Raw genomic sequence first — 23,580 nt, 5'->3', positions numbered from 1 at the left:
GGCGTGTCCCTCTGGTTGCTTCGGCGGAACGGTCTTGCCGCCGCCTGGATGAGCATCTGCGTCGCGGCCGCTGTCGCGATGCCATCGGCGGCGGCGGAAGGTCCGGAAACCGGACGGCTGAGCAGCATCGGACTGCTCGATCCCGCCTGGTCGTTCGCCGCGGCCGCGGCGTCGTTCGAGGTCGGCTACACCACGACCGATCAGCACGGAATGCCCGCGCAGGCGTCCGGCGCGCTGTATCTGCCCGCGGGACTGCCGCCGCAGGGCGGGTGGCCGCTGGTGGTGTGGGCACACGGGACGGCGGGCATCGGCGATGCCTGCGCGCCGTCGCGCCGCCCGCAGTCCGAGCGGAATTCCGCCTACTTCGATCGGATTCTGGCCGACGGGTACGCGGTGCTGGCTCCCGACTATCAAGGGCTCGGCACCGCAGGGCAGTTCAGCTATTACAACTCGAACATCGAGGGAGCGTCGATATCGGACGCGGTAGCGGCGATTCGCAACGCCCCCTTTCCGCTGTCGCGTAGATGGGTGGTGATCGGGCAGTCGGAAGGGGCGCACGCCGCGATGAGCGCGGCGGCCTCGAATGCCGAGAAAGGCGGTCCCGCCACGGGATTGAGCGGGGTGGTAGCCACCGGTCTGCGCACCGACCCGAGCAAGAGCCTGCCGGAGATGTTCCGGCCGACCTCGACCGGCTCGAAGAACCAGATCGCCTACGCGGCGTACTTCCTGGCCTCGCTGGAGGAATGGAAACCCGGCAGCGTCACGCCGTATCTCTCCGACTTCGGCAAGGAATTCGTGGCGAAAGCCGCCTACGATTGCCTTTCCGATCTGGTCCTGAGCGCGCAGGGCCGTCGACCGGCGGCGCTGTTCGCCGACCCAGACCGGCCGACGCCTACCTTCGCCGACGACGTCACCGCCTTGGCGGGATACCCGCAAGACCGGTTCACCGGTGATCTCATGATCGGCTACGGCACCGACGACGTCGATGTCCTTCCTACCGACACCGATGACTACGGGAGGCGCCTGCAGGAGGCCAACCCCGGGATACGGGTGACGGTCGAGGAATACCCTGGCAAAGACCACAGCGGCGCGTTCCTGGCTTCGCTTCCGGATGCGCTGGCTTTCCTGAACGCGCACCTGCGCTGACGCCGGACGCGCACCCGCGAGCCGCGCCCGGCCTCAGCGGACGCGGGTGCCGAGCAGGTGGCGCACGCCCGCGACGAACAGTTGCAGACCGAAGTCGAAACGGGCTGTGGCGTCCGTGGTTTCCTCCAGCGGCGACGCGCCGTCGGGCAGTGCGCCCGCCGAGTCCATCTGCATCCTCGACTGCTCGTCCACGGTCTCGCCGAGGACGTAGTAGAGCAGCGTGAACGCCGTGAGTTCGGCCTCCTGGCGCGGCATGCCCGCGCGGATCGCGGCGCTCACCAGTCGTTCTCGTCCCTTGCTCGTGGTGAGCCGGGAAGCATATGTCGCCGAGACCAATTCGGCGCCGTCGCGGTAGGCCAGCAGGCAGTCGCGCAGCCGGTGGGCCAATTCGGTGATCTGCCCGGACCATTCCTCGGCCTGGATCGGGTCCTCCATGGGCGCGAGGATCTTGTCCGCGACCGCGCCGAGCAGCGCCTGCTTGTTGGGGAAGTGCCAGTACAACGCGCCCGGCTGGACGTGGAGGGAACCGGCCAGCCTGCGCATGGTGAGGTCGGCCAGGCCGTATCGGTCCAGAATCGCGATGGCGCCGTCGACCACGTCCGCCCGGTGCAGCTGCACTCGATGCCCTTCCCGTCGTGCTTTGACTCACTCCTACCGCTACCCTAGCCTGAACACCGTTCAAGTTGCACGGCCACCTCGGCCGGACGAAGGGATTCGTTGCAGTGACCCAGGCACCCGTAGACGCCGCCGCGCCAGGACCGACGCAGGTCGGGACGTCGCACATTCTGTCGATCGCCCGCGAGCAGGTGCTCGAACGCGGGGAGGGGCTGAACCAGGAGCAGACCCTCGAGGTGCTGCGTCTGGGCGACGACCGGCTGGAGGAGCTGCTCGCCCTGGCCCACGAGGTGCGCATGAAGTGGTGCGGTCCCGAAGTGGAGGTCGAGGGCATCATCAGCCTCAAGACCGGCGGATGCCCTGAGGACTGCCACTTCTGCTCGCAGTCGGGGCTGTTCCAGTCGCCGGTGCGGGCCGCGTGGCTGGACATCCCGAGCCTGGTGGAGGCCGCCAAGCAGACCGCGAAGACCGGCGCCACCGAGTTCTGCATCGTGGCCGCCGTGCGTGGCCCCGACGAGCGCCTGATGGCCCAGGTGGCCGCCGGCGTCGAGGCGATCCGCAACGAGGTCGACATCCAGGTCGCCTGCTCGCTGGGCATGCTCACGCAGGAGCAGGTCGATCAACTGGCCGCGATGGGCGTGCACCGCTACAACCACAACCTGGAGACCTCCCGCTCCTACTTCCCGAACGTGGTCACCACGCACACCTGGGAGGAGCGCTGGGACACCCTGAGCATGGTCCGCGCGGCGGGCATGGAGGTCTGCAGCGGCGGCATCCTGGGCATGGGCGAGACGCTGGAGCAGCGCGCCGAGTTCGCCGCGAACCTGGCCGAGCTCGAGCCCGACGAGGTGCCGCTGAACTTCCTCAACCCGCGGCCGGGCACCCCGTTCGGCGACCTCGAGGTGCTGCCCGCGTCCGACGCGCTGCGCGCCGTCGCCGCGTTCCGGCTGGCGCTGCCGCGCACCATGCTGCGCTTCGCGGGCGGCCGCGAGATCACCCTGGGCGATCTCGGCGCCAAACAGGGCATCCTGGGCGGCATCAACGCCGTCATCGTCGGCAACTACCTGACCACCCTCGGCCGCCCGGCCGAACAGGACCTGGATCTGCTCGGTGAGCTGAAGATGCCGATCAAGGCGCTCAACGAAACACTCTGACCCGGCTCGGTTGCGACGATGAGGCAGGCGAGCATGGGTACTGTCATGAATATGGACGAGCGCTACAACCCGTTCACCGGCAAGCGAATCGTGCCGGGTCTCGACGACGCGATCCCGGCCGCCGCCGCGCTGGGCCTGGAACCGCCGCGTTTCTGCGAACAGTGCGGTCGCCGCATGATCGTGCAGGTGAGCCCGGACGGCTGGTGGGCCAAGTGCTCCCGGCACGGCGTCACCGACTCGGCCGAACTGGAACGCCGCTAGTGGCGTCGCCGTTGCGCGGTGAGGTGCGCGCGGCGGCGGTGATCGCCGTCGCCGTGGTGGTGGTGAGCGCGCTCGCCGGAGCCGGATGGGGCCTGCTGGCGCCGACCGAGCGGCTGCTGGTGGTCGAGCCGGGCCGCGGAGTCGCGCTGACCGGGGAGAGCGCGCATCAATTCGACGCCCTGGCGTTGTTCGTGCTCGCGGGCGCGGTGCTCGGTCTGCTCTGCGCGCTCGCCGTGTGGCGGTGGCGCTCGGCGCGCGGGCCGCTGCTGCAACTGGGTCTGCTGGTCGGTTCCGGCGTGGGCGCGGTGGTGATGGCGCAGGTGGGGGAGCAGGTCGCCGAATGGCTGCATCCGCGCCCGCACGACCCGCCGGTCGGGCAGATCGTCACGTTGCCCATCGAACTCGGCAGTGCGCTCGCGTTCATCGTGCAGCCGCTGATCGCGTCGTTCGTCATGCTGTTCCTCGCCGCGCTCAGTACGTCCGAGGATCTCGGCAGCGGACGCCGCACCGCCCGCGACGAGGAGGAAGCCTTCGGCTCCCTTCGGTCCTACGGTGAAACCGGGAGTGGGGCGCAGCTGCCCTATCGTGGCTACGAGCCTGCCGCGGAAGGGTATTCGGTACCCGAATACCGCCCGCGGTACTGACGCGTCGCCCGTGCGGGCCGCCGCGACGACGGAAGGCTTGCCTGCCACCGTGGGTGAGGGAGCGAAGCGTGCGCGGAAGGAACAGGACGTGACCTTTGTCGGTGGCGGGCCGGTCGTCGAAGAGCTCGACGCCAAGTTCTGGCGGGTGGCCGAACCCCTCGTCTATCGCGGCGCGACGGAGGAATTCGTGGTTCCCGCCGGTTTCCGGACCGATTTCGCCTCGGTACCGCGCGCGCTGATCTGGCTGATCCCGCGCTACGGCAGCTACACCCGCGCCGCGATCCTGCACGACTACCTGCTCGGTTCGGACACGGTGAGCGTGGCCGACGCCGACGGCATCTTCCGCCGGAGCCTGCACGAGCTCGGCGTATCACTGCCGCACCGCTGGATGATGTGGGCGGCCGTACGCGCGGCCCACGGGTTGCGTGGCGCCGGCCCGGCCGACGTCGCCCGGTTCGTCGTCGTCGCCGTTCCGTCGGTGCTCTTCCTCGCGGTACCCGTCACCGTGGTGACGGTCTTCCTCCTGCTGTTCTGGTTGGTGGAACTGGTCTTCTGGGCCGCATCCCGGGTGACTCGGCGGACCGAAGCCCCGCCCCCGGATCCGCAGATGAAGACGGCCTGACCGGTCACGACGACCCCTCCGGCGACATCTCGCGCTCGCGGCGAGGTCGGCACAATCTCCACCCACCACGTAGCGTTCGAGGTATGGCGGATCTGGTTTTGGGGCCGGTGTTGCGGCATGTCGACGCGACGTCGGCGACCGTCTGGGTGGAAACCGATGACGCGTGCGAGGTGGATGTCTTGGGACGGCTCGCCCGCACGTTCCAGGTGGGGGAGCAGCACTTCGCGCTGGTCTCGATCGACGGACTGCAACCCGGTGCGTCGGTTCCCTACCAGGTGCGGCTCGATGGTGTGGCGGTGTGGCCCGAACCGGGATCCGAGCTGCCGCCTTGCCGGATTCGCACGCGCACCGTGGAGAAGATCCTGTTCGGGTCGTGCCGGGCGGCCAAGGCCGCGCCGGGCGCGCTGGAGGCCGACAAGCTGGGGGTGGACGCGCTGGACGCGTACGCCCGGCGCATGATGCGCTCGCCCGAGCGGGAATGGCCGGATGCCCTGCTGCTCCTCGGCGACCAGGTCTACGCCGACGAGCCGACACCGCGGATGCGGGAGTGGCTCGCAAAGCGGCGCGACGGGCAGGAGCCGCGCGGCGAGGTCGTGTCGTTCCGCGAATACGCGGAGCTGTACCACGAGTCGTGGGCGGACCCGGAGATCCGCTGGCTGATGTCGACCGTGCCGACGTCGATGATCTTCGACGACCACGATGTCCGAGACGACTGGAACACCTCGCGCGCATGGCGCGAGCAGATGGCGGCGAAGCCGTGGTGGCGCAAGCGCATCCGCGCCGGGCTCGCGTCCTACTGGGTGTACCAGCACATCGGCAACCTCGGCCCCGGCGAGCTGGCGCAGGACCCGCTCTACCGCCAGGTCACCGGGGCGGGTACGGACGTGCGGGAGCTACTGGAGGACTTCGCGGAGCAGGCCGACAAGGAGGTCGACGGCCGCAAACCCGCCCGCTGGAGCTACTACCGCGACTTCGGCCGGGTCCGGCTGCTGGTGATCGACACCCGTAACGGCCGGATCCTCGACGGGCAGCGGCTGATGGTCGGGCCGGAGGAGTTCGACTGGATCGAGCGGAACGCCGCGGGCGACTTCGACCACCTGCTGATCGGATCATCGCTGCCATGGCTCATGGCGCCCGCGCTGAGCCACTTCCAATCGCTCAACGAGCGTGCCGCGGATCTGCCGGGATGGCGCGGCCGGCTCGGCGAGAAGGTCAGGCAGGCAGCGGATCTGGAGCACTGGCCCGCGTTCCGCGCGTCCTTCGAACGGTTGGCCCGGCTGATTCATCGGCTGGGTGACGCGCCGGGCGCACCGGGCACGATCTGTGTGCTGTCCGGGGACGTGCACCACAGCTATGTCGCACGCGCCACGTACACGCCGCCGACGAAATCGCAAGTGCTGCAACTGGTGTGCTCGCCGGTGCACAACGAACCGCCCGAGATGTTCCATCCGGCGTTCGCACTGTCGTGGGCGGCGCCGATCGCGTCGGCGCTGCGGTGGCTCGCGGATCGGCGTGGAATCTCACCCGATCCGGTCCGGTGGCGGAAGATCAGCGGCCCGCATTTCGGCAACTCGATCGCCTCCCTCGTCGTCCGTGGCCGCTCCGCACGGTTCACGCTGGAGACCGCACGGCCGGACGAGGGGCTGGTCAAGGTGGCCGAACTGGAACTCGCGCCACCGCACGCAAAAGCCCCGCGCCTCTAGAGGCGCGGGGCTCTTACCTAGCTACGTCGATCAGATCGCGCGGACGTCCTGAGCCTGGGGGCCCTTCTGTCCTTGGCCGATCTCGAACTCCACGCGCTGTCCTTCTTCAAGGGACTTGAATCCCGAGCCGGACACGGCGGAGTAATGAACGAAGACGTCGGCGCCGCCGCCGTCCTGCGCGATGAAGCCGAAGCCTTTTTCGCTGTTAAACCACTTCACACTGCCTTGAGCCATTGCTTTACTTCATTCTTTTCTGTAGGTGAGCCGAGCGAATCACTTCGATAGCCCGGTCTCAGAGGTCAACACTGCCACGAATCGGCACCGCGCGACACCGCGGACCTCGGTTTGTGAGCTAACCGACACAAGCGGCACTCGCCTATCCACGGCGTGACACGCTCGATCGGGCCGTGGGGGCGGCCGACGCGCTTTTCCATCGGCTTCGGGCCGGTCGATTGTCCAAGCCGTGATGTTCGGCTGCGGCGAAGACCGGCACCGGGATACGCGAGCGGTTCCCGCCTGGCGAACGTATCCGGACGGCCGCCGTGGCCTGTTGTCCGCGGCGAAAAACAGTGGAGGCGGGGACGGTGTCGGAGATAGCGTGGGCGGCCGGAAGCAGCCGCGTCGAAAGGGGGCAGGGCGATGGATCGAGCGCATCACGTGGGGGCCGAGACGCCTCCCGTTGCACAGGAGCGCGCGGATCTGGCGGCTTGGCGGCGGCGAGATGCCTTGCGCCGCAGCAACGCCGCTCGTCCGGTACCGAGTAAGCGGCAGTATCGACGCCAGGACAAGCACCGGAAAGTAGCCACCGACTACTGATCTGGAATTCTCTCGCGCACGTGCCCCTGACGAGGGGCGCTCGATCAGGAGCCTGGCGGGCGCAGGGCGGCGAACTCGTCCGTCACTCGCAGCCCCGAGTCGGTGAAGCGGTAGACCGCGGCGGGGCGCCCGCCCGCACGGCCGGGGGCGGCGGTGGCGCCGGTGGGGGTGATCACCTTGCGACGGGAGAGCACCCGTTGGAGGTTCGTCGTATCCACGTCGTAACCGAGCGCCGCACAATAGATCTCACGCAACGTCGACATCGTGAAACGGTCCGGCGCGAGGGCGAAGGCGATATTGGTGTAGGACAGTTTCGCCGCCAGGCGGGTGCGGGCGTGGTCGACGACCGTGCGGTGGTCGAAGGACATGTCCGGCAGCGCCGAGATCGGGTGCCAGGCGGTGTCCGAGGGCAGGTGGGGGTCGGCGGTCAGCGGAACCAGGCCGAGGTAGGCCGAGGCGATGCGGCGCGGGCTCGGCACCCGGTCGGGGGCGCTGAACACCGAGAGCTGTTCCAGATGGCTCAGCTCGCGCACGTCGACCTTCTCGGCGAGCTGGCGGCGGGCGGAGGTGTCGAGATCCTCGTCGTCGCGCAGCCTGCCGCCGGGTAGCGACCAGGTGCCCTTCTGTGGGTCGAGTGCCCGTTCCCACAGCAACACCGCGAGTTCGGTCCGCTGATCGGGCGGGCACCGCCGCAGCATGCTTTCCGCACGGTCTGCGGGGCGGTGACCTGCGGCGATGTCGGCGGGGAAGCGGCGAACCTGGAACACCGCGGTGAGCGATTCGTGGATGGTGCTACTATGGGCCACGTTTTCGATTGTAAGTCGAAAACCTGGTTTGGTGCGAATCGGCGCGCGGCCGACCGCACGAGGAAGGGAGCCATCCATGGCGACGACGGGTGCGAAACTGGCGCCCCCGCTGATGGGGCAGGTGTTCGACGGGCCCACCGGGTTCGCGGGTGTCGAGGCAACGCCGGAGTGGGCGCAGGAAGTCAAGCGATTGGCTCGGGAGCGCAACGCGACGATCCTGGCGCATAACTATCAGCTGCCGGAGATCCAGGACGTAGCCGACCACGTCGGCGATTCGCTGGCGCTGTCGCGGATCGCGGCCGAGGCGCCGGAGGACACCATCGTGTTCTGCGGCGTGCACTTCATGGCCGAGACCGCCAAGATTCTCAGCCCGGCCAAGACCGTGCTCATCCCGGATCAGCGCGCCGGTTGTTCGCTCGCGGATTCCATCACGGCCGACGAACTGCGCGCGTGGAAGGCCGAGCACCCGAACGCGATGGTCGTGTCCTACGTCAACACCACGGCCGAGGTGAAGGCGCTCACCGACATCTGCTGCACCTCGTCCAACGCGGTGGACGTGGTCGCCTCGATCGACCCGGACCGCGAGGTGCTGTTCCTGCCGGACCAGTTCCTCGGCGCGCACGTCAAGCGGGTCACAGGCCGCGCGAACATGCACATCTGGGCCGGTGAGTGCCACGTGCACGCGGGCATCAACGGCGACGAGCTGACCGAGCAGGCGCGCACCCATCCGGACGCGGAACTGTTCGTGCACCCCGAATGCGGGTGCGCCACCTCGGCGCTGTACCTGGCGGGCGAGGGCGCGTTCCCGGCCGATCGCGTGCACATCCTGTCCACCGGCGGCATGATCGACGCCGCCAAGGCGGCGAAGTCGAGTCAGGTGCTGGTGGCCACCGAGGTCGGCATGCTGCACCAGCTGCGCAAGGCCGCCCCCGGCATCGACTTCCAGGCCGTGAACGACCGGGCGTCGTGCAAGTACATGAAGATGATCACCCCGGCGGCGCTGCTGCGCTGCCTGGTCGAAGGCCGTGACGAGGTGTACGTCGATCCCGAAACCGCCGCGCTGGGACGCAATTCGGTGCAGCGGATGATCGCGATCGGCAATCCCGGCGGCGGTGAATGAGTCCGACCGCTGTCCGTAGGGCGGTGGGTCGTTCTCCGGCGGAACACGGTGGCCACGGCGCTGACCACCGTGTCCGCGCGGGGGAACGTTCGCGGATCGGGAGACAGAGAGGCGCGGGCCGATGACAACCCGGGTTTCGATCGACTGGGAGGCCGAGGCCGATCTGGTCGTGATCGGCGGCGGCGTCGCGGGACTGACCGCGGCGCGTACCGCCTCACTGCGTGGTCTGCGGGTGCTCACGCTCAGTAAAGGCGGCCCGACCGATACGTCCACCCAGTACGCCCAAGGCGGCATCGCCGTCGTCGCGCCGCACGGTGACTCGGTCGAATCACACGTGCACGACACGGTGGAGGCGGGCGCCGGATTGTGCGAGGTGGACGCCGTGCGTTCCATCGTCGAGGGCGGGCAGGCCGCGGTGGCCGCTCTGACCGACCTGGGCGCGGTGTTCGACCTCGGCCGCGACGGCCAGATCTCGCGGACCCGCGAGGGGGGCCACAGCACCCGCCGGATCATCCATGCGGGCGGCGATGCCACCGGCGCGGAGGTGCAGCGGGCGCTGAACGAAGCCGGTCTGCCGGTGCTGTTCGGCGCGGCGGTCGGCGAGATCGTCACCGGGCCGAACGGTGTGCGGGGCGTGGTCGCGGTGTCGGAGAAGGGCTTCGGTGTCGTCCACGCGCCTGCCGTGCTGCTGGCCACCGGCGGCCTCGGTCAGTTGTACGCGCTGAGCACCAATCCGCCGGGCGCCACCGCGGACGGCATCGCGCTCGGACTGTGGGCCGGTGCGGCTGTCGCCGATCTCGAGTTCGTGCAGTTCCACCCGACCGTGCTGTACACCCCGGGCGGAATGGGGCGCAGGCCGCTGATCAGCGAAGCAGTGCGCGGCGAAGGTGCGACGCTGGTCGACACCGAGGGCAATTCGGTGACCGCGCGGGTGCATCCGCGCGGCGACCTTGCTCCCCGCGATGTCGTCTCCCGTGCCATCGCGGCGCGCATGCGGGCGCTCGGCACCGAGCACGTCTATCTCGACGCGCGCTCGATCGACGGTTTCGCGCAACGATTTCCGACGATCACCGCCTCGTGCCTGGCGACGGGCATCGATCCGCGCACGGACCTCATCCCGGTCGCGCCGGCCGCGCACTACCAGTGCGGGGGAGTCGTCACCGACACCCACGGCCGTACCGGAGTGCCCGGCCTGTACGCGGCCGGTGAGGTCGCGCGCACCGGTTTGCACGGGGCGAACCGGTTGGCGTCCAACAGCTTGCTGGAGGGACTGGTGGTGGGCGAGCGCGCCGGGGCCGCCGCTGCCGAGCGGTTCGGTGAGCGCGCCGGGGTGAGCGAGATCTCCACTCGCACCGCCGAGTTCGCCGACCGCGCTGTGGTGCAGAGCCTGATGACCACGCACGCCTCGGTGGTCCGCGACCGCGCCGGCCTCGCCGAAGCGCTCAAGCGGCTCGACGACGTGGTCGTCCGCCGCGACCCGCACACCGCCGCACATCCGATCACCGGAATCGAGGACGCCGCGCTCACCCTCGCGGCACGCACCCTGCTGCTGGCCGCGCTCGCCCGCACCGAGAGCCGTGGCTGTCACACCCGGTCGGATCACCCGGACGCCGTGGACGAACTCCGCCACAGTCTCCCGATCCGGCTGGACGACGACGGCGCGCCCGAGTACGCACCACTTCCCTGACCACACGCGCGCCGAGCAGGACATGCCACGAGCTGTCCACCGCCCCGCTCGGCGAGAGAGGAACACTTCGATGGCTCTGGATGCCGCCCTGGATCGCGACGAGGTGCTGCGCCTCATCCGCGCCGCGCTGGACGAGGACCTGCGCTACGGCCCGGACGTCACGACGACGGCCACCGTGCCCGAGGCGGCGGTGATCAAGGCGTCGGTGGTCTCGCGCGAACCGGGGACCGTGGCCGGGCTCGACGCCGGTGTGCTGGTACTCGACGAGGTGATCGGCGCGGGCGAGTACGAGATCACCGATCGCGTCGCCGACGGCACCCGGGTGTCGCCGGGACAGCCCGTGCTGACGGTGATCGCGCCGACGCGCAAACTGCTCACCGCCGAGCGCACCATGCTCAACCTGGTGTGTCATCTGTCCGGCATCGCGACGGCGACGGCCGCCTGGGTGGACGCCGTCGCGGGCACCCGCTGTCGCATCCGCGACAGCCGCAAGACGTTGCCCGGACTGCGCGGGCTGCAGAAGTACGCCGTGCGGGTCGGCGGCGGTGTCAACCACCGCATGGGTCTCGGCGACGCCGCGCTGATCAAGGACAACCACGTGGTCGCCGCGGGTTCGGTGGTCGAGGCGCTGCGCGCGGTCCGCGCGGCCGCTCCCGACATCGCCTGCGAGGTCGAGGTCGACAGCCTCGAACAACTCGACGCCGTGCTCGCGGAGAACGTGGAACTCGTGCTGCTGGACAACTTCCCGCTCTGGCAGACCCAGGCGGCAGTCCAGCGCCGCAACGCCGCGTCCCCGCAGACGAAACTGGAGTCCTCCGGCGGCCTGAGCCTGGACGTCGCCGCCGACTACGCCCGCACCGGCGTCGACTACCTCGCCGTCGGCGCGCTCACCCACTCGGTCCGGGTGCTCGACCTCGGGCTGGACATGTAGGTGTTCTGGTGAAGTACCCGCGCCGACGCCGCGTGCGATGGAGGGTGTTGATCTACCAGAGTGCGTCAGAACTACGTTTGCCGTCGCGCGATCCGAGCTCTGCGGCGGCAGACTCGATGTCCTTCACCAACTGCTGCCAACTCGGCAACTGCGTGATCGGGCCGGAGCAATCGATACTGCGGAGTAGCTGACGCCGGTGTTCGCTGAATCGTTCAGCGACTTGTTCTCGGCGACGTCCAGTGCAATCCGCTGCACTTACAATGCACCCGGTCGCGGCGATAGCGCATGCCGGGGACCAGGGCTCCGAGCCGGACAAAACGCTGCTCGGTCGCTGTCGGCGAAACCGCGAATCTCCAAGCCGTCCAAGCTATCCGGTGCCGTTCGCTCAGGCGGTGAGCTCGCGCTCCAGCGGCGTCCGGAACCTCGGGATGGCGCGGACCTCGCCGAACCAGTCGGCGACGCGTTGCGCTTGCGCGGCGATCAGCGTTTCGGCGTCCGCGCCCACGTCTTCGAGCAGGCGGTAGACGATCTCGCCGTCCTTGCGCTGCGCCCAGCCTCCGACGACGCGTCCATCCCACCAGACGGTGGGTCCGATGTTGCCGTTGCGATCGAACAGGCGCGGTGCGTGCGAGCCGAGGTACCACTCCCGCGCCTGCCAGCCCATCGGGGTCGGATCGAGGGCGGGCAGCAGCGCCGCCCACGGCTGCGGCGCGGCGACCGGCTCCACGTCGTCGGCCAGGAGCACGCCGGTCACGCCGTCCAGGTCGACCTCGACCAGATCCAGGACGCCCAGCGCCGCGCGCACCTCGCCGAGCGTCCACCCGGTCCACCACTTGACGTCGGATACCGGCGCGGGACCGAAGGCGCGCAACCAGCGACGGACCAGTTCCGCCCTGGCCTCGGCGGCGGGAAGAGCGGGAACGCCGTCCGGCAGCCACGATTCGATCGGCGCCCAGGTGTACTGGCTGCTGGTCCAGCCGCCGTTCGGCCTGCCGCGCACGATGCGGCCCTCGCAGCCGAGCGTCACCAGTACCCAGGTGGTGATGTTCGTCGGCTTCGAATACGCCTTGTCCGGCGCGGTGTTCACCTGGGTGCGCAACCGCGGGACGTCCTTGCTCAACTGCGCGCCGGTCGCCGCGCCACGGGCCAGCAACGCTTTGTGCGTCTCGGCTTCGACCTCCGCCCACCAGCCTGCCGTATCGCCGTCGCCGATGCCCGCCTGCGTCAGGTACTTGCCGTAGGTGCGCCGCTGCTTGTGCGCGAGGGCGTCCGCGCACGAAGTCTGAAGAATCGGAACCGATTCCACCGGCACGACGAACATGGTGCGGCGCATGGCGAGCATCCGCAGCAGCGAACGATCCTCGTAGAGCGCCTGTTCGACGTCCGAGGGCGTGAGCCCGTCGGCCCGGGCCGCGACGGAGAGGTACACGGTCGCCGGATCGGTCGCGTGCAGCGCGACCACCGAGCGGGCGATCTCCGCGACCTGCCCCGTGCGCTCCGGCATGGCCAACCGGTGCCGCACCGCCAGCCGAGCGCGCCGCTGCGCGGCATCAATCGAACGCATAGGCGAATCGTAGCGTTCGCGCCGTGGCTCAGAGGCCGAAGCGCTCCGGGGCCAGGCGCAGCGTCCGGCAGGCGTCGCGGACGGCCTCGGTCGCCTCCGCGCCGCAGGCGCCGGCGTCGCTGCCGATCAGGATGCCGGTGCGGATCACCGCGTCCGCCTCGGCCGGTCGCCCGCCCGCTTTGGCGATCTGTCGCAGCACGTGCGCGCAGCCGCGGATCGGATCGTTCGCCAGCCGATTGCAGTTGTCCTCGAACAGGGCGCGCAAGTCGTCGACCGGGAAATTGCGCAGAATCGGATCGGCTGTGACCAGCTCGGCGACGGTGGCGCGGCCGGTCGCCGCGGTCGTGCTGTCGGCCACCGCGACCAGCGCGCACAGGGCGACGGCGGCGTCACGGAACGTCCCGCCGCGCAGCTTGTTCCGGTCGGCCAGCAATTGTTCTCGCCACGCCGCGGCGGTCTCGGCCGTATTGATCAGGGTCGCGTCGGGGATACGGCGGGGTGCGAAGGTCATGGCGGACTCCATGAGAAGACGTCCGAACGCGCGGACCCGTGCCATCCGGACTCGGAATGAATACCGGGACCGTAACAGGGCCGCGCCGCGGGGTCCTGCCCCCAAAAATCGGAATCAGCCCTCCGGTTCCCAGGCGCGGACCAGGTCGAGCAAGCCGGGGAAGCGCGCTTCGAGATCGGCGACGCGCACCTGGCTGCGGCGCTCCAGTCCGTAGCGCCGCTGCCGGGTGACGCCCGCCTCGCGCAGCACCCGGAAATGATGCGTCAGCGTGGATTTGGGCCGATCGATGCCGAACCAGGAGCAGGGCCGGTCGTCGTCGGGAGAGTCCAGCAAGAGCTTGCGCACGATGGCCAGGCGCAGTGGGTCGCTCAGTGCGGCCAGGACATGGTCGAGCCGCAGATCGGCGTGATCCGGCTCGGGCAGCACGGCGGTGTCCTCGGTGGCCGCTGGCATCGTGTCTCCTCGCTCTCGGGTGCTTTGTACGACTTCTATCGTACTAGGGTAGATGTTCGGTTATTGTCGTACCGGTACGAGAAAAGTCGAAACAAGGAGTGGTGATGGGATCGACGGTGGCGGAGCCCCACTCGCGAGTGCGCCGGTCGGACGGCTCTTCGGTGTGGCTCGCGGCGTGGCCGGTGTGCGCGGTGTTCGTGCTGTCGAACGCGCCGACGCCGTTGTATGTGGTGTGGCAGCGGACGATCGGGTTCTCCTCCGGCACGCTGACCGCGGTGTTCGCCTGCTACATCGTCGGCTTGCTGGGAGCGCTGCTGGTCGCGGGCGTGGTGTCGGACCGGGTGGGGCGCAAGCCCGTCCTGTTGCCCGCGGTGGCGGCGGCGATGGCGGCCTGCGCGCTGTTCGCGGTCGCGCAGTCGGTTGTGCTGCTGGCACTGGCGCGGCTGCTCACCGGTGTGGCGGTCGGCGCGGCCGTTTCGGCGGGCATGGCGGCGGTCACGGATGTGGGCGGGCCCGACCGCAGGCGCGTCGCCGCGCTGGCGGCCTCCACGGCGATGGTGCTCGGGGCCGGGAGCGGGCCATTGCTGGCGGGCATCCTGTCCGAAACGCTGCCCGGTCCCACGGTGACGGTCTTCCTGGTCGAGATCGCCGTGCTGGCCGCGGCTTTCGCGGTGACGGCCCGGCTGCCGTTGCCTGCGGGTTCCGGCGGGCGCGGGCCGTGGCTGCGGATTCCTTCGGTCGCGCGGGAGGGCCGGACCGCTGTACTGCTCGGGATCGCGGTGTTCGGACCGGGGATCACCGCGACGTCGTTCGTCCTGTCGCTGGGACCATCGGTGCTGACGCAGCTGCTCGGCGTCGCCGACCGGGTGCTCGCCGGTGTGGTGGCGTTCACGATGTTCCTGGCCGCGACCGGAGTTCAGTTCGCCGCGCGGCGATTCGGCGTGCGCACCGTCCTGCTCGGCGGTGCGGTCGCGACCGTGACGAGTATGGTCGCGCTGGTGGTGTCGCTCGCGGCGACCTCGCTCGCGTGGTTCGTGACGTCCGCGGTGCTCGCCGGGGCCGGTCAAGGGCTCGGCCAGTTCGGGGGCCTGACGGCGATCAGTTCGAGCGTGCCGGGCGGGCGGCTGGCCGAGGCGAACGCCGCCCAGAACGTCGGTGGCTATCTTCCCGCCGCGGTGCTGCCGCTGGCCGCCGGGTTCCTCGCCGACGCCCACGGGTTGAGCGCCGGGGTGGCTGTTTTCGGCGCGGTGGTGGGTCTCGCCGCGGCCGGGGGCGGACTGCTGGTCCTGACGCGCCCCCGCCGGGAGGCGACGCCGCTGACGGCGTGACATCATCCGAGGATGCGACGGGCATATCCGGTACTCCTTCTATGCTGCGCGCTGGCCGCCGTGCTCGTGACGACAATCGCTGCCGCGCCGCGTGTCTCGGCGGATCCAGTTTGCGCGACGGGTGTGACGGTGCGTCCGGTCTCGCTGACCGTGGACGGTGAGGAAGCGACCGGGCGGGTGTACGAGCCCTACCGGTGCGTCGAGGGGGACGTGACCGCGGAGGCGCTCGTGGTCGCGGTGCACGGGCACGACGGGTCGTCGGCGGATTTCGCCGGCTACCTCGACTCGATCGCGCGGCGCACCGCGACTCCGATCCTGTCGATGGATCTACGCTCCGCTCACAGCCGGTGGCGCACCGGAGAGTGGAATCTGTGGGCGGGCTGGCGCGATGTCGTCGCCGCGACCGCGTGGTACCGCCGGGTCCACGGCTCGATCACCCGCACGGTGCTGTGGGGCTGGAGTCAGGGCGGCATCACCAGCGGTCTGGCGGCGGCGCACGGTCCGCGCGGGATGTTCGACTACTGGGTCGACAACTACGGTCCCGCAGACGATTTCACGATGTGGCTGGGTGCGGTGGCCGTGGATGAGGCACTGCCCGCGCAGATCGAACGTGACGCGGGTGGCTGCCCGCCCGCCGCTTGTCCGCTCGCCTACGCCGAACGCTCGCCCGCCCTGCTGGCGGCCCGGATGGACGTGCGGCGCGCGTTTATCGTCCATGGCACCGCCGACGACGTGGTGCCCTACGCCACGAGCGTCGAGATGCGCGCGGGGCTGGCCGCCGCGGGCAAGCCCACCTCCATGTACACCGTCGTCACCGGGCGCGACCTGAACGGCCGGGTGGCGCCGGGCGACCACAGCGTCGGCCCGGCCTTCTTCGAAGGCGGCTGCGTCGTCGAGCGCCTGCTGCTCGGCACGGAACCGGTCGACGGCCCGGACCGCGACTACCTCGTCGACGTCGCGCACGGCGTCGTCACCGCCCCGCCCGCACCCGCGGGCGCGAAGTGCGCGGCGTGAGGCGCCGGGAACACGATCGTCATCCCGCGCGGTTGATCGTGAAGACCCAACGACGAAGCGAGGACGCGATGAGCAAGCCGACCGACCCGGCCTACCACTGGAACGGAGCGGATCTCGATCTGGACGCCTACCTGTCCCGGATCGGTTTCGACGGCGAGCGCGCCCCTACCGTCCGGACGCTGCACGACCTGGTGCGGGCGCACACCACCGCCATCCCGTTCGAGAACCTGGAGATCATCCTGGGCCGGTCGATTTCCCTCGACCTGGCGACCTTGCAGGACAAGATCGTGCGCCGCCGCCGCGGCGGCTACTGCTACGAGAACGTCGGACTGTTCGCGGCCGCGCTGGAACGACTCGGTTTCGGCGTCACCGGGCTGAGCGGGCGGGTGAGCATGGGCGCGGGCGCCGGGTTGCGGCCCGCCACCCACGCGTTGCTGCGCGTGACGACCACCGACGACGAGCGGGTCTGGCTGTGCGACGTGGGCTTCGGCGCCGGACCGCTCGCGCCGTTCGAATTGTCCTCGGAGACCGGCGAGTTCGCGGCGGGGGAGTGGAAGTTCCGGCTGGAGCGCACGCGCGGTGAGCTGGATTCGCAGCTGTGGGTGCTGCACCAATACGGCCGCGACGGATGGGTGGACCGGCACAGCTTCACACTGAATCCGCAGTACCGCATCGACTACGCCGTCGGCAACCACTTCGTATCGACTTCGCCGCGTTCCCCCTTCACCACCCGGCCGTACGTGCAGCGCTTCCACCCGGACGCGCACCACGTGCTGGACGGCACCACGTTCGTCACCGAGTATCCCGACGGCACGAGCGACACGCGGGAACTGGAACCCGCCGAACTCCCCAAGGTCCTCGCCGAGGTGTTCGACATCGACCTCACCGACGACGACGCCGCCGCGCTGGCGGAGGCCAGGTGGTCGCGCGACTGACATCGAGCCCCGCCCGGCATCGCGTCCGGCCCGATAGGGTCGTCGGCGTGCGTACCAACCGGAAGTCCCTCGTCCTGTTCGCCGCACCGATGCTCGTGCTCGCCGCCTGCTCGTCCGGACCGGATCAACCCGATACCGTGGCCGGGCAGTTCGCCGAGGCGCTGAACCAGGACGACGTCGCCGCGGCGGCCGCGCTCACCGACAACCCGGCCTTGGCCTCCGACACCCTCGGCGCGCTCTACGAGGGGCTCGGCAAGGACGTGCGCTACGAGGTCCGCTCGGTCGACGACGAGAGTTTCACGCTGGCCGCCACCTGGAAACTGGGCGGGGACGGCAAGTCCGAGTGGACCTACACCACCAACGGCGCCGCGCACGACGACGGGAGGGGGTGGCGGGTGAAGTGGGATCCGGCCACGGTCGCCCCTGGCCTGGCCGGCGGGCCGTTGAGCTACAGCAGGGTCTATCCGAAACCGGCGCGCATCCTCGATGCCGCGGGCGGCGAACTGATGACCGAGCAGATCGTCACGCTGGTGAATCTCGCCCCCGGCACCGACCTCGCCGCGGTCGCGGACCTGCTCGGCCCGCTCTCGCCCGGCGTGAGCGCGCAGTCGCTGCAAACGGAACTGGCCGCGGCGCAAGGCAAGCCGATCACCGCCATCACCCTGCGCGAGACGGACCTCGCCCCGATCCAGGAGCGCCTGATCGCGCTGCCGGGCGTCACCCTCGCGCCGCAGACCCGGCTGCTGACGACCGACAAGGCGCTGGCCGCTCCGACGCTGTCCGGACTGGCCGAGTTGTGGCAGGAGTCCGCCGACGCGAACGCCGGATGGGCGGTGCGCGCCCAGACCCCGCAGGGCACCCAGCGCGTCGCTGGGACGGACCCGAGGCCCACCGCCGACATCGCCACCACGCTCGACCTCGGCCTGCAGCGCGCGGCGGAGGCGGCGCTGGACCCGGTCGCCCAGCCCGCCGCGATCGTCGCTCTGCGGCCCTCGACCGGTGCGGTCGTGGCGGTCGCGCAGAACGCCGCCGCCGACGCGCAGGGCCCGATCGCGCTCACCGGGCTCTACCCGCCGGGATCGACGTTCAAGACCGTCACCGTCTCCGCCGCGCTGCAGGCGGGCGCCGTGACGCCCGACACCGTGCTGCCCTGCCCCGGCACCGCGGACATCGAGGGCCGCCGCATCCCCAACGACAACAACTTCGAACTCGGCTCGGTCCCGCTGCACACGGCGTTCGCCCGGTCCTGCAACACGACGATGGGCGCGCTCGGCGCGCAATTGCCCGCCGATGCCCTGACGAAAGCCGCCGCGCAGCTCGGACTCGGCATCGACTACGTCACACCGGGCCTGACCACTGTCACCGGAAAAGTTCCCGCGGCGGAGACCTCCGCGTTGCGGGTGGAGTCGGCGATCGGTCAAGGCCAGGTGACAGCGTCGCCGTTCGGCATGGCCCTGCTCGCCGCGTCCATCGCCCACGGCGCCGTGCCCGCGCCCACCCTCGTCGCGGGCAAGCCGGGCACTCCCGACCGGACGGCGGACGCACTGCCCCCGCAGGTCGACGACCAGCTGAAAGTCATGATGCGCGAGACGATCACCGACGGCACCGCGACACAATTGCGCGACCTCCCCGGGCTGCTCGGCAAGACCGGTACCGCGGAGTACATCGATGACACCCACGCCCACGGCTGGTTCGTCGGCATCGACGGCGACCTGGCATTTGCCGTCTTCATCAGCGACGCGAGCAGTTCGGCGCCCGCGGTGGACGCCGCGGGCCGGATGCTGCGTGCTCGCGGATAGTCCGCTCCGGGCGATCGGGGGCCGCGGAAAGGTCCGGCTGACGCGTACGAGTGTTCCGGCGCCCGCTACACTCATCCCCGGACCGCGTGAGTAATCAATATGCGGGATGTCACGATTTCGAGAAGGTTCGGAGTAGGCGCCATCGATACCGGTCAGTTGATCGCGGAGCATTACCGCCTGGTCGAGCGGATTGGTAGCGGCGGCACGGGCGTGGTCTGGCGTGCCGTCGACGAACGCCTCCAGCGCTCCGTGGCCGTCAAGCAGATCCACATCCAGCCGAGCCTGCCCGAGGCCGAACGCGTCGTGGTGCGCCAGCGCGCCATCCGGGAGGCTCGCAACGCCGCCCGCTTCCAGCATCCGAACGCGATCGTCGTGTTCGACATCACCGAGCACGAGGGCGATCCCTGCCTGGTGATGGAGTACCTGAAGTCCAAGAGCCTGGCCGCGGTGATCGGCGCCCAGGGCACATTGCCGCTGACCCAGGTCGCGCGGATCGGCGAACAGGTCGCCTCGGCGCTGATCGCCGCGCACCAGGCGGGCATCGTGCACCGCGACGTGAAACCGGGCAACATCCTGCTCGACGATCACGGCACGGTGAAGATCACCGACTTCGGCATCTCCCGCGCGACGGGCGACGTCACGCTCACCGAGACCGGATTGATCTGCGGCACCGCCGCCTACCTCGCGCCGGAGGTCGCCCGCGGCTCCGATCCCAGCCCCGCCTCCGACGTGTTCGCACTGGGCGCCACGCTGTTTCACGCGCTCGAGGGCGAACCGCCCTACGGCGCCGGCTCCAACCCGCTCGCGGTGCTCTACGCCGCCGCCAACGGTCAGCTGAGCGAGCCGCGCAACGCCGGGCCCGCCACGGATTTCCTGCTCGACCTGCTCAGCCCCGAGCCGCGCGAGCGCCCGAGCATGCGGGCCGCACGCGACCACCTCGCAGCGTTCGCCGATGCCGGCCCCGCGCCGGTGGCCGCCGGGTTCGTGCCTGCCAGCGAAGCCTTCACCAGGCCGAGGGCGGGCGAGCCCGAATCGGCGACCCGCGCGCTGCGGCCCTCGGCGATGGCCTCGGCGCCCTACACGCCGACCGAGCGCCAGCCGCGTCCCCGTCCCACGCCCGCGCCGCCCGTGCACCCGGACACCGCGGCCCATCCCCGCACCATGGCGCAGCCGCGCCCGACGCCGAGGCAGGGCTCGGGAGGGAAACGGCGCGCGGTGCTGATCGGGGCGCTGATCGGTGCGGTCATAGTGGCCGGAGCCATCATGGTGAACATGCTGAGCTCATCAGGCTCGAACACCAACGCCTCGCAGGGCGGTACCTCGTCGGCGGTCGCCTCCACGCGCCCCGGCGACAACACGACGTCGGCCGCCGTCCCCGTGGGGGAGACGAAGAGCGTCGGCAAGGCCGACTCGCGGCAGTCCATCGATCTGGTGGTGAACTTCTACAACAACCTCACCTACCTGAGTCTCTCCGCTGCCTGGAAGCAGCTGACCCCCGCCGCCCAGCAGGTCTACGGGAGCCAGCAAGCCTTCGAGGACTACTGGACGCAGAACCGGGTCACCGGCTTCAACACCGTCGACACGGCCGGTGGCGGTACCGGTACCAACGCGGACGGGTCGGTGGACGTCAACGTGGCCAGCGTGACCTACGGCGGCCGGAACAAGTCGGTGACGCTGCGGGTGATCAATCCCGGCAACGGGTCCGTGCAGATCGACAGCGACACTCGTTGACGCGGGCGTCCGTGTCCGGAAGCGACGACGAGGCCGCTGTCGCGGCGGCGCCAGGCGCGACGCCTTCCGCCTGACGAGAGCAACGCCACAGTTCGGCGCACCGACGGCGTCTACCGACCGCCGGACCTGCGCACACCGCTGCCTCGCGACCCGGCCGCCCGGACCACGGCGATAACGGCCTGCGTCGGCCCATTAGGCTGGTAGCGGCAACTTTCCTGTTGCGGATTCAGCTGGAGACAAGGACCGACACCACATGACATCCCGCATCGAGCTCGCCCGCGTCGATCTGCGCGGTCGTACTCCCTCCGTCGCCGAGCTGCGCGCCGCGCTGCCGCGCGGGGGAGTCGACGTGGACTCGGTGCTGCATCAGGTGCGTCCGGTGGTCGAGGCGATCCGTGATCAGGGCGTGTCGGCGGCGCTGGAGTTCAGCGAGCGCTTCGACGGGGTGATCCCGGCGACGGTGCGGGTACCCGCGGCCGAGCTGGACGCCGCGCTCGAGCGGCTGGACCCGGCGGTCCGCGCGGCACTGGAGGAGTCCATCGACCGGGCGCGCAAGGTGCACGCCGATCAGCGGCGCATGGACAAGACCACCGAGGTGGTGCCGGGCGGCACCGTCACCGAGCGCTGGGTGCCCGTCGAGCGGGTCGGCCTGTATGTGCCCGGCGGTAACGCCGTGTACCCCTCCAGCGTCGTGATGAACGTGGTACCCGCGCAGACCGCGGGCGTCGGCTCGCTGGTGGTGGCCTCACCGCCGCAGGCGCGGTTCGGCGGGCTGCCGCACCCCACCATCCTGGCGGCCGCGCAGCTGCTCGGCGTCGAGGAGGTATGGGCGGTCGGCGGAGCCCAGGGCGTCGCGCTGCTGTCCTACGGCGGCGTCGACACCGACGGCGCGCAGCTGGAGCCGGTGGATCTGATCACCGGGCCGGGCAACATCTACGTCACCGCGGCCAAGCGACTGTGCCGCGGCCTGGTCGGCATCGACGCCGAGGCGGGCCCCACCGAGATCGCCATCCTCGCCGACGCGACCGCTGATCCGGTGCACGTCGCCGCCGACCTGATCAGCCAGGCCGAGCACGACGTGCTCGCCGCCAGCGTGCTGGTCACCGACAGCGAGCAGTTGGCCGACGCGGTGGACGCGGCGCTGACCGCGCAGCTGACCGTGGTCAAGCACGCCCACCGGGTGAGCGAGGCGCTGCGCGGCAAGCAGTCCGGCACCGTCCTGGTCGACGACATCGAGCAGGGCCTGCGCGTGGTGAACGCCTACGCCGCCGAGCACCTGGAGATCCAGACCGCCGACGCGCCCGCGGTCGCGGCACGGGTGCGCAGCGCCGGAGCGGTGTTCGTCGGCGCGTACGCGCCGGTCAGCCTGGGTGACTACTGCGCGGGCTCCAACCACGTGCTGCCCACCGCGGGCTGCGCGCGGCACTCCTCCGGCCTGAGCGTGCAGACCTTCCTGCGCGGGATCCACGTCGTGGAGTACACCGAAGCGGCGCTGAAGGATGTCGCGGGCCACGTGGTGGCGCTGGCGAACGCCGAGGACCTGCCCGCGCACGGCCAGGCCGTGCAGGCGCGTTTCGAGGCCCTGTCGTGACGCGCGCGGTGAGCGCGCCCGGCGCCGAGCTGACTCTGGACGACCTGCCGCTGCGGGAGAACCTGCGCGGCAAGAAGCCCTACGGCGCACCGCAATTGACGGTCCCCGTGCAGCTCAACACGAACGAGAATCCGCATCCGCCCAGCCGGGCGCTGATCGACGACGTCGCCGAGTCGATCCGCGCGGCCGCCGCGGACCTGCACCGCTACCCGGACCGCGACGCCGTCGCGCTGCGCACCGACCTGGCGCGGTACCTGACCACCCAGACCGGCGTGGCGGTGCAGGCAGGCAACGTCTGGGCGGCCAACGGCTCCAACGAGATCCTGCAGCAGCTGTTGCAGGCATTCGGCGGACCGGGCCGCAGCGCGCTGGGTTTCGTGCCCTCGTACTCGATGCACCCGATCATCTCCGAAGGCATCGACACCGAGTGGATCGAGGCCGAGCGCAACGCCGACTTCTCCCTCGACATCGACCACGCCTTGGCCGCCATCGCCGAGCGCACGCCGGACGTGGTGTTCGTGACCAGCCCGAACAATCCCACCGGGCACAGCATCCCGCAGTATGACCTGGCGCGCATTCTCGCGGCCGCGCCCGGCATCGTGGTGGTCGACGAGGCCTACGGCGAGTTCTCCGCGCAGCCGAGTGCCATCGGGCTGATCGACCGGTTCCCCGCGAAGCTCGTGGTGACCAGGACGATGAGCAAGGCGTTCGCGTTCGCCGGTGGACGCCTGGGCTATCTGGTCGCCGCGCCCGCGGTGATCGACGCGATGCTGTTGGTGCGGTTGCCCTACCACCTGTCGGTGGTCACCCAGGCCGCAGCGCGCGCGGCCCTGCGGCATGCCGACGAGACCCTCGGCAGCGTCGCCGAACTGGCCGCCCAGCGCGACCGGGTGGCGGCGGCATTGCGAGAACTCGGATACGACGTGATCCCCAGCGACGCCAACTTCCTGCTGTTCGGCCGCTTCGCCGACGCCGCGCGCAGCTGGCAGCGCTACCTCGAGCACGGCGTGCTGATCCGCGACGTCGGCATTCCCGGCTATCTGCGCACCACGGTCGGCCTCGCCGCCGAGAACGACGAACTGCTGCGGGTCAGCGGGCTGCTGGCAGGCAGCGACCTCGCACCGCGATGAACCAGCGCCGGAAAGCTTT

General features: G+C 70.3%; 22 protein-coding genes. 16 read left to right on the top strand and 6 right to left on the bottom strand.

Going from position 1 to position 23,580, the window contains the following annotated elements; genetic code table 11:
- The first annotated feature begins 3 nt into the window (after positions 1-3).
- A complete protein-coding gene (locus NA8_RS12595; protein ID WP_157106663.1) occupies positions 4-1,146 on the top strand; it encodes an alpha/beta hydrolase family protein in 1,143 nt (380 codons plus the stop codon).
- 33 nt (positions 1,147-1,179) lie between these two features.
- Here NA8_RS12595 and NA8_RS12590 read toward each other — a convergent pair whose 3' ends face one another.
- Positions 1,180-1,764 carry a TetR/AcrR family transcriptional regulator C-terminal domain-containing protein gene (locus NA8_RS12590; protein ID WP_063050555.1) on the bottom strand — a complete coding sequence of 195 codons (585 nt, stop codon included), beginning with the start codon at positions 1,762-1,764 and terminating at the stop codon, positions 1,180-1,182.
- A gap of 104 nt (positions 1,765-1,868) precedes the next feature.
- Here NA8_RS12590 and bioB point away from each other — a divergent pair, with 104 nt between their 5' ends.
- The 5 genes from bioB (at position 1,869) to NA8_RS12565 (ending at position 6,145) form a co-directional block, all read left to right on the top strand.
- The gene (gene bioB / locus NA8_RS12585; protein ID WP_063050554.1) at positions 1,869-2,915 is read left to right on the top strand and encodes a biotin synthase BioB; all 1,047 of its coding nucleotides are present in this window, start codon (positions 1,869-1,871) and stop codon (positions 2,913-2,915) included.
- A 33-nt stretch (positions 2,916-2,948) separates the two neighbouring features.
- Positions 2,949-3,176: a biotin synthase auxiliary protein BsaP gene (gene bsaP, locus NA8_RS12580; protein ID WP_062970925.1), complete on the top strand. Its 228-nt coding sequence runs from the start codon at positions 2,949-2,951 to the stop codon at positions 3,174-3,176.
- Positions 3,176-3,820: a DUF2567 domain-containing protein gene (locus tag NA8_RS12575; protein ID WP_063050553.1), complete on the top strand. Its 645-nt coding sequence runs from the start codon at positions 3,176-3,178 to the stop codon at positions 3,818-3,820. The genes bsaP and NA8_RS12575 overlap by 1 nt, the downstream gene beginning before the upstream one ends.
- A gap of 88 nt (positions 3,821-3,908) precedes the next feature.
- The gene (locus tag NA8_RS12570; protein ID WP_063050605.1) at positions 3,909-4,442 is read left to right on the top strand and encodes a DUF1353 domain-containing protein; all 534 of its coding nucleotides are present in this window, start codon (positions 3,909-3,911) and stop codon (positions 4,440-4,442) included.
- An 83-nt stretch (positions 4,443-4,525) separates the two neighbouring features.
- The gene (locus tag NA8_RS12565) at positions 4,526-6,145 is read left to right on the top strand and encodes an alkaline phosphatase D family protein (RefSeq protein WP_063050552.1); all 1,620 of its coding nucleotides are present in this window, start codon (positions 4,526-4,528) and stop codon (positions 6,143-6,145) included.
- Positions 6,146-6,175: 30 nt separating this feature from the next.
- On the opposite strand, the gene NA8_RS12560 is transcribed toward NA8_RS12565, so the two are convergent.
- Together NA8_RS12560 and NA8_RS12555 are read right to left on the bottom strand one after the other, a co-directional pair.
- Positions 6,176-6,379, bottom strand: coding sequence for a cold-shock protein (locus tag NA8_RS12560; protein WP_040741190.1), 204 nt, complete (start codon positions 6,377-6,379; stop codon positions 6,176-6,178).
- A gap of 626 nt (positions 6,380-7,005) precedes the next feature.
- Positions 7,006-7,767, bottom strand: a complete 762-nt coding sequence (locus tag NA8_RS12555; RefSeq protein ID WP_063050551.1) for an NUDIX hydrolase — start codon at positions 7,765-7,767, stop codon at positions 7,006-7,008.
- Between the two features lie 76 nt (positions 7,768-7,843).
- Between NA8_RS12555 and nadA the strand changes: the two genes are divergently transcribed.
- The 3 genes from nadA to nadC all read left to right on the top strand — a co-directional run bounded on the left by nadA (position 7,844) and on the right by nadC (position 11,505).
- Positions 7,844-8,887 carry a quinolinate synthase NadA gene (gene nadA / locus NA8_RS12550; RefSeq protein WP_063050550.1) on the top strand — a complete coding sequence of 348 codons (1,044 nt, stop codon included), beginning with the start codon at positions 7,844-7,846 and terminating at the stop codon, positions 8,885-8,887.
- A 121-nt stretch (positions 8,888-9,008) separates the two neighbouring features.
- The gene (locus tag NA8_RS12545; RefSeq protein ID WP_063050549.1) at positions 9,009-10,574 is read left to right on the top strand and encodes an L-aspartate oxidase; all 1,566 of its coding nucleotides are present in this window, start codon (positions 9,009-9,011) and stop codon (positions 10,572-10,574) included.
- A gap of 70 nt (positions 10,575-10,644) precedes the next feature.
- On the top strand, positions 10,645-11,505 hold the full coding sequence (nadC, locus tag NA8_RS12540; protein ID WP_063050548.1) for a carboxylating nicotinate-nucleotide diphosphorylase: 861 nt from the start codon (positions 10,645-10,647) through the stop codon (positions 11,503-11,505).
- Positions 11,506-11,890: 385 nt separating this feature from the next.
- On the opposite strand, the gene NA8_RS12535 is transcribed toward nadC, so the two are convergent.
- The 3 genes from NA8_RS12535 to NA8_RS12525 form a co-directional block, all read right to left on the bottom strand.
- The gene (locus NA8_RS12535) at positions 11,891-13,069 is read right to left on the bottom strand and encodes a winged helix DNA-binding domain-containing protein (protein WP_063050547.1); all 1,179 of its coding nucleotides are present in this window, start codon (positions 13,067-13,069) and stop codon (positions 11,891-11,893) included.
- A gap of 28 nt (positions 13,070-13,097) precedes the next feature.
- Positions 13,098-13,580 (bottom strand): TerB family tellurite resistance protein, encoded by a 483-nt coding sequence (locus NA8_RS12530; RefSeq protein WP_169810496.1) that lies wholly within the window; start codon positions 13,578-13,580, stop codon positions 13,098-13,100.
- 114 nt (positions 13,581-13,694) lie between these two features.
- Complete coding sequence (locus NA8_RS12525; RefSeq protein WP_063050545.1) at positions 13,695-14,033, bottom strand: ArsR/SmtB family transcription factor; 339 nt, start codon at positions 14,031-14,033, stop codon at positions 13,695-13,697.
- Between the two features lie 104 nt (positions 14,034-14,137).
- Between NA8_RS12525 and NA8_RS12520 the strand changes: the two genes are divergently transcribed.
- The 7 genes from NA8_RS12520 to NA8_RS12490 all read left to right on the top strand — a co-directional run bounded on the left by NA8_RS12520 (position 14,138) and on the right by NA8_RS12490 (position 23,561).
- Positions 14,138-15,361: an MFS transporter gene (locus tag NA8_RS12520; RefSeq protein WP_063050544.1), complete on the top strand. Its 1,224-nt coding sequence runs from the start codon at positions 14,138-14,140 to the stop codon at positions 15,359-15,361.
- A gap of 123 nt (positions 15,362-15,484) precedes the next feature.
- On the top strand, positions 15,485-16,375 hold the full coding sequence (locus tag NA8_RS12515) for an alpha/beta hydrolase family protein (RefSeq protein ID WP_245663796.1): 891 nt from the start codon (positions 15,485-15,487) through the stop codon (positions 16,373-16,375).
- Between the two features lie 68 nt (positions 16,376-16,443).
- Positions 16,444-17,310 (top strand): arylamine N-acetyltransferase family protein, encoded by an 867-nt coding sequence (locus NA8_RS12510; protein WP_063050603.1) that lies wholly within the window; start codon positions 16,444-16,446, stop codon positions 17,308-17,310.
- Entirely contained in the window at positions 17,295-19,109 is a 1,815-nt protein-coding gene (locus NA8_RS12505; protein ID WP_439957382.1) for a penicillin-binding transpeptidase domain-containing protein, read from the top strand. The genes NA8_RS12510 and NA8_RS12505 overlap by 16 nt, the downstream gene beginning before the upstream one ends.
- Positions 19,110-19,208: 99 nt before the next feature.
- Positions 19,209-20,840 carry a serine/threonine-protein kinase gene (locus tag NA8_RS12500; RefSeq protein ID WP_084466732.1) on the top strand — a complete coding sequence of 544 codons (1,632 nt, stop codon included), beginning with the start codon at positions 19,209-19,211 and terminating at the stop codon, positions 20,838-20,840.
- Positions 20,841-21,093: 253 nt separating this feature from the next.
- Positions 21,094-22,431, top strand: a complete 1,338-nt coding sequence (gene hisD / locus NA8_RS12495) for a histidinol dehydrogenase (RefSeq protein WP_063050542.1) — start codon at positions 21,094-21,096, stop codon at positions 22,429-22,431.
- A complete protein-coding gene (locus tag NA8_RS12490; protein WP_063050541.1) occupies positions 22,428-23,561 on the top strand; it encodes a histidinol-phosphate transaminase in 1,134 nt (377 codons plus the stop codon). The genes hisD and NA8_RS12490 overlap by 4 nt, the downstream gene beginning before the upstream one ends.
- The last annotated feature ends 19 nt before the right edge of the window (positions 23,562-23,580 follow it).

The organism is Nocardia arthritidis NBRC 100137 (assembly GCF_001612765.1).
GTDB lineage: Bacteria > Actinomycetota > Actinomycetes > Mycobacteriales > Mycobacteriaceae > Nocardia > Nocardia arthritidis.
The sequence above is the reverse complement of the archived record's forward strand: the minus strand, read 5'-3'. Positions and strand labels throughout refer to the sequence as shown.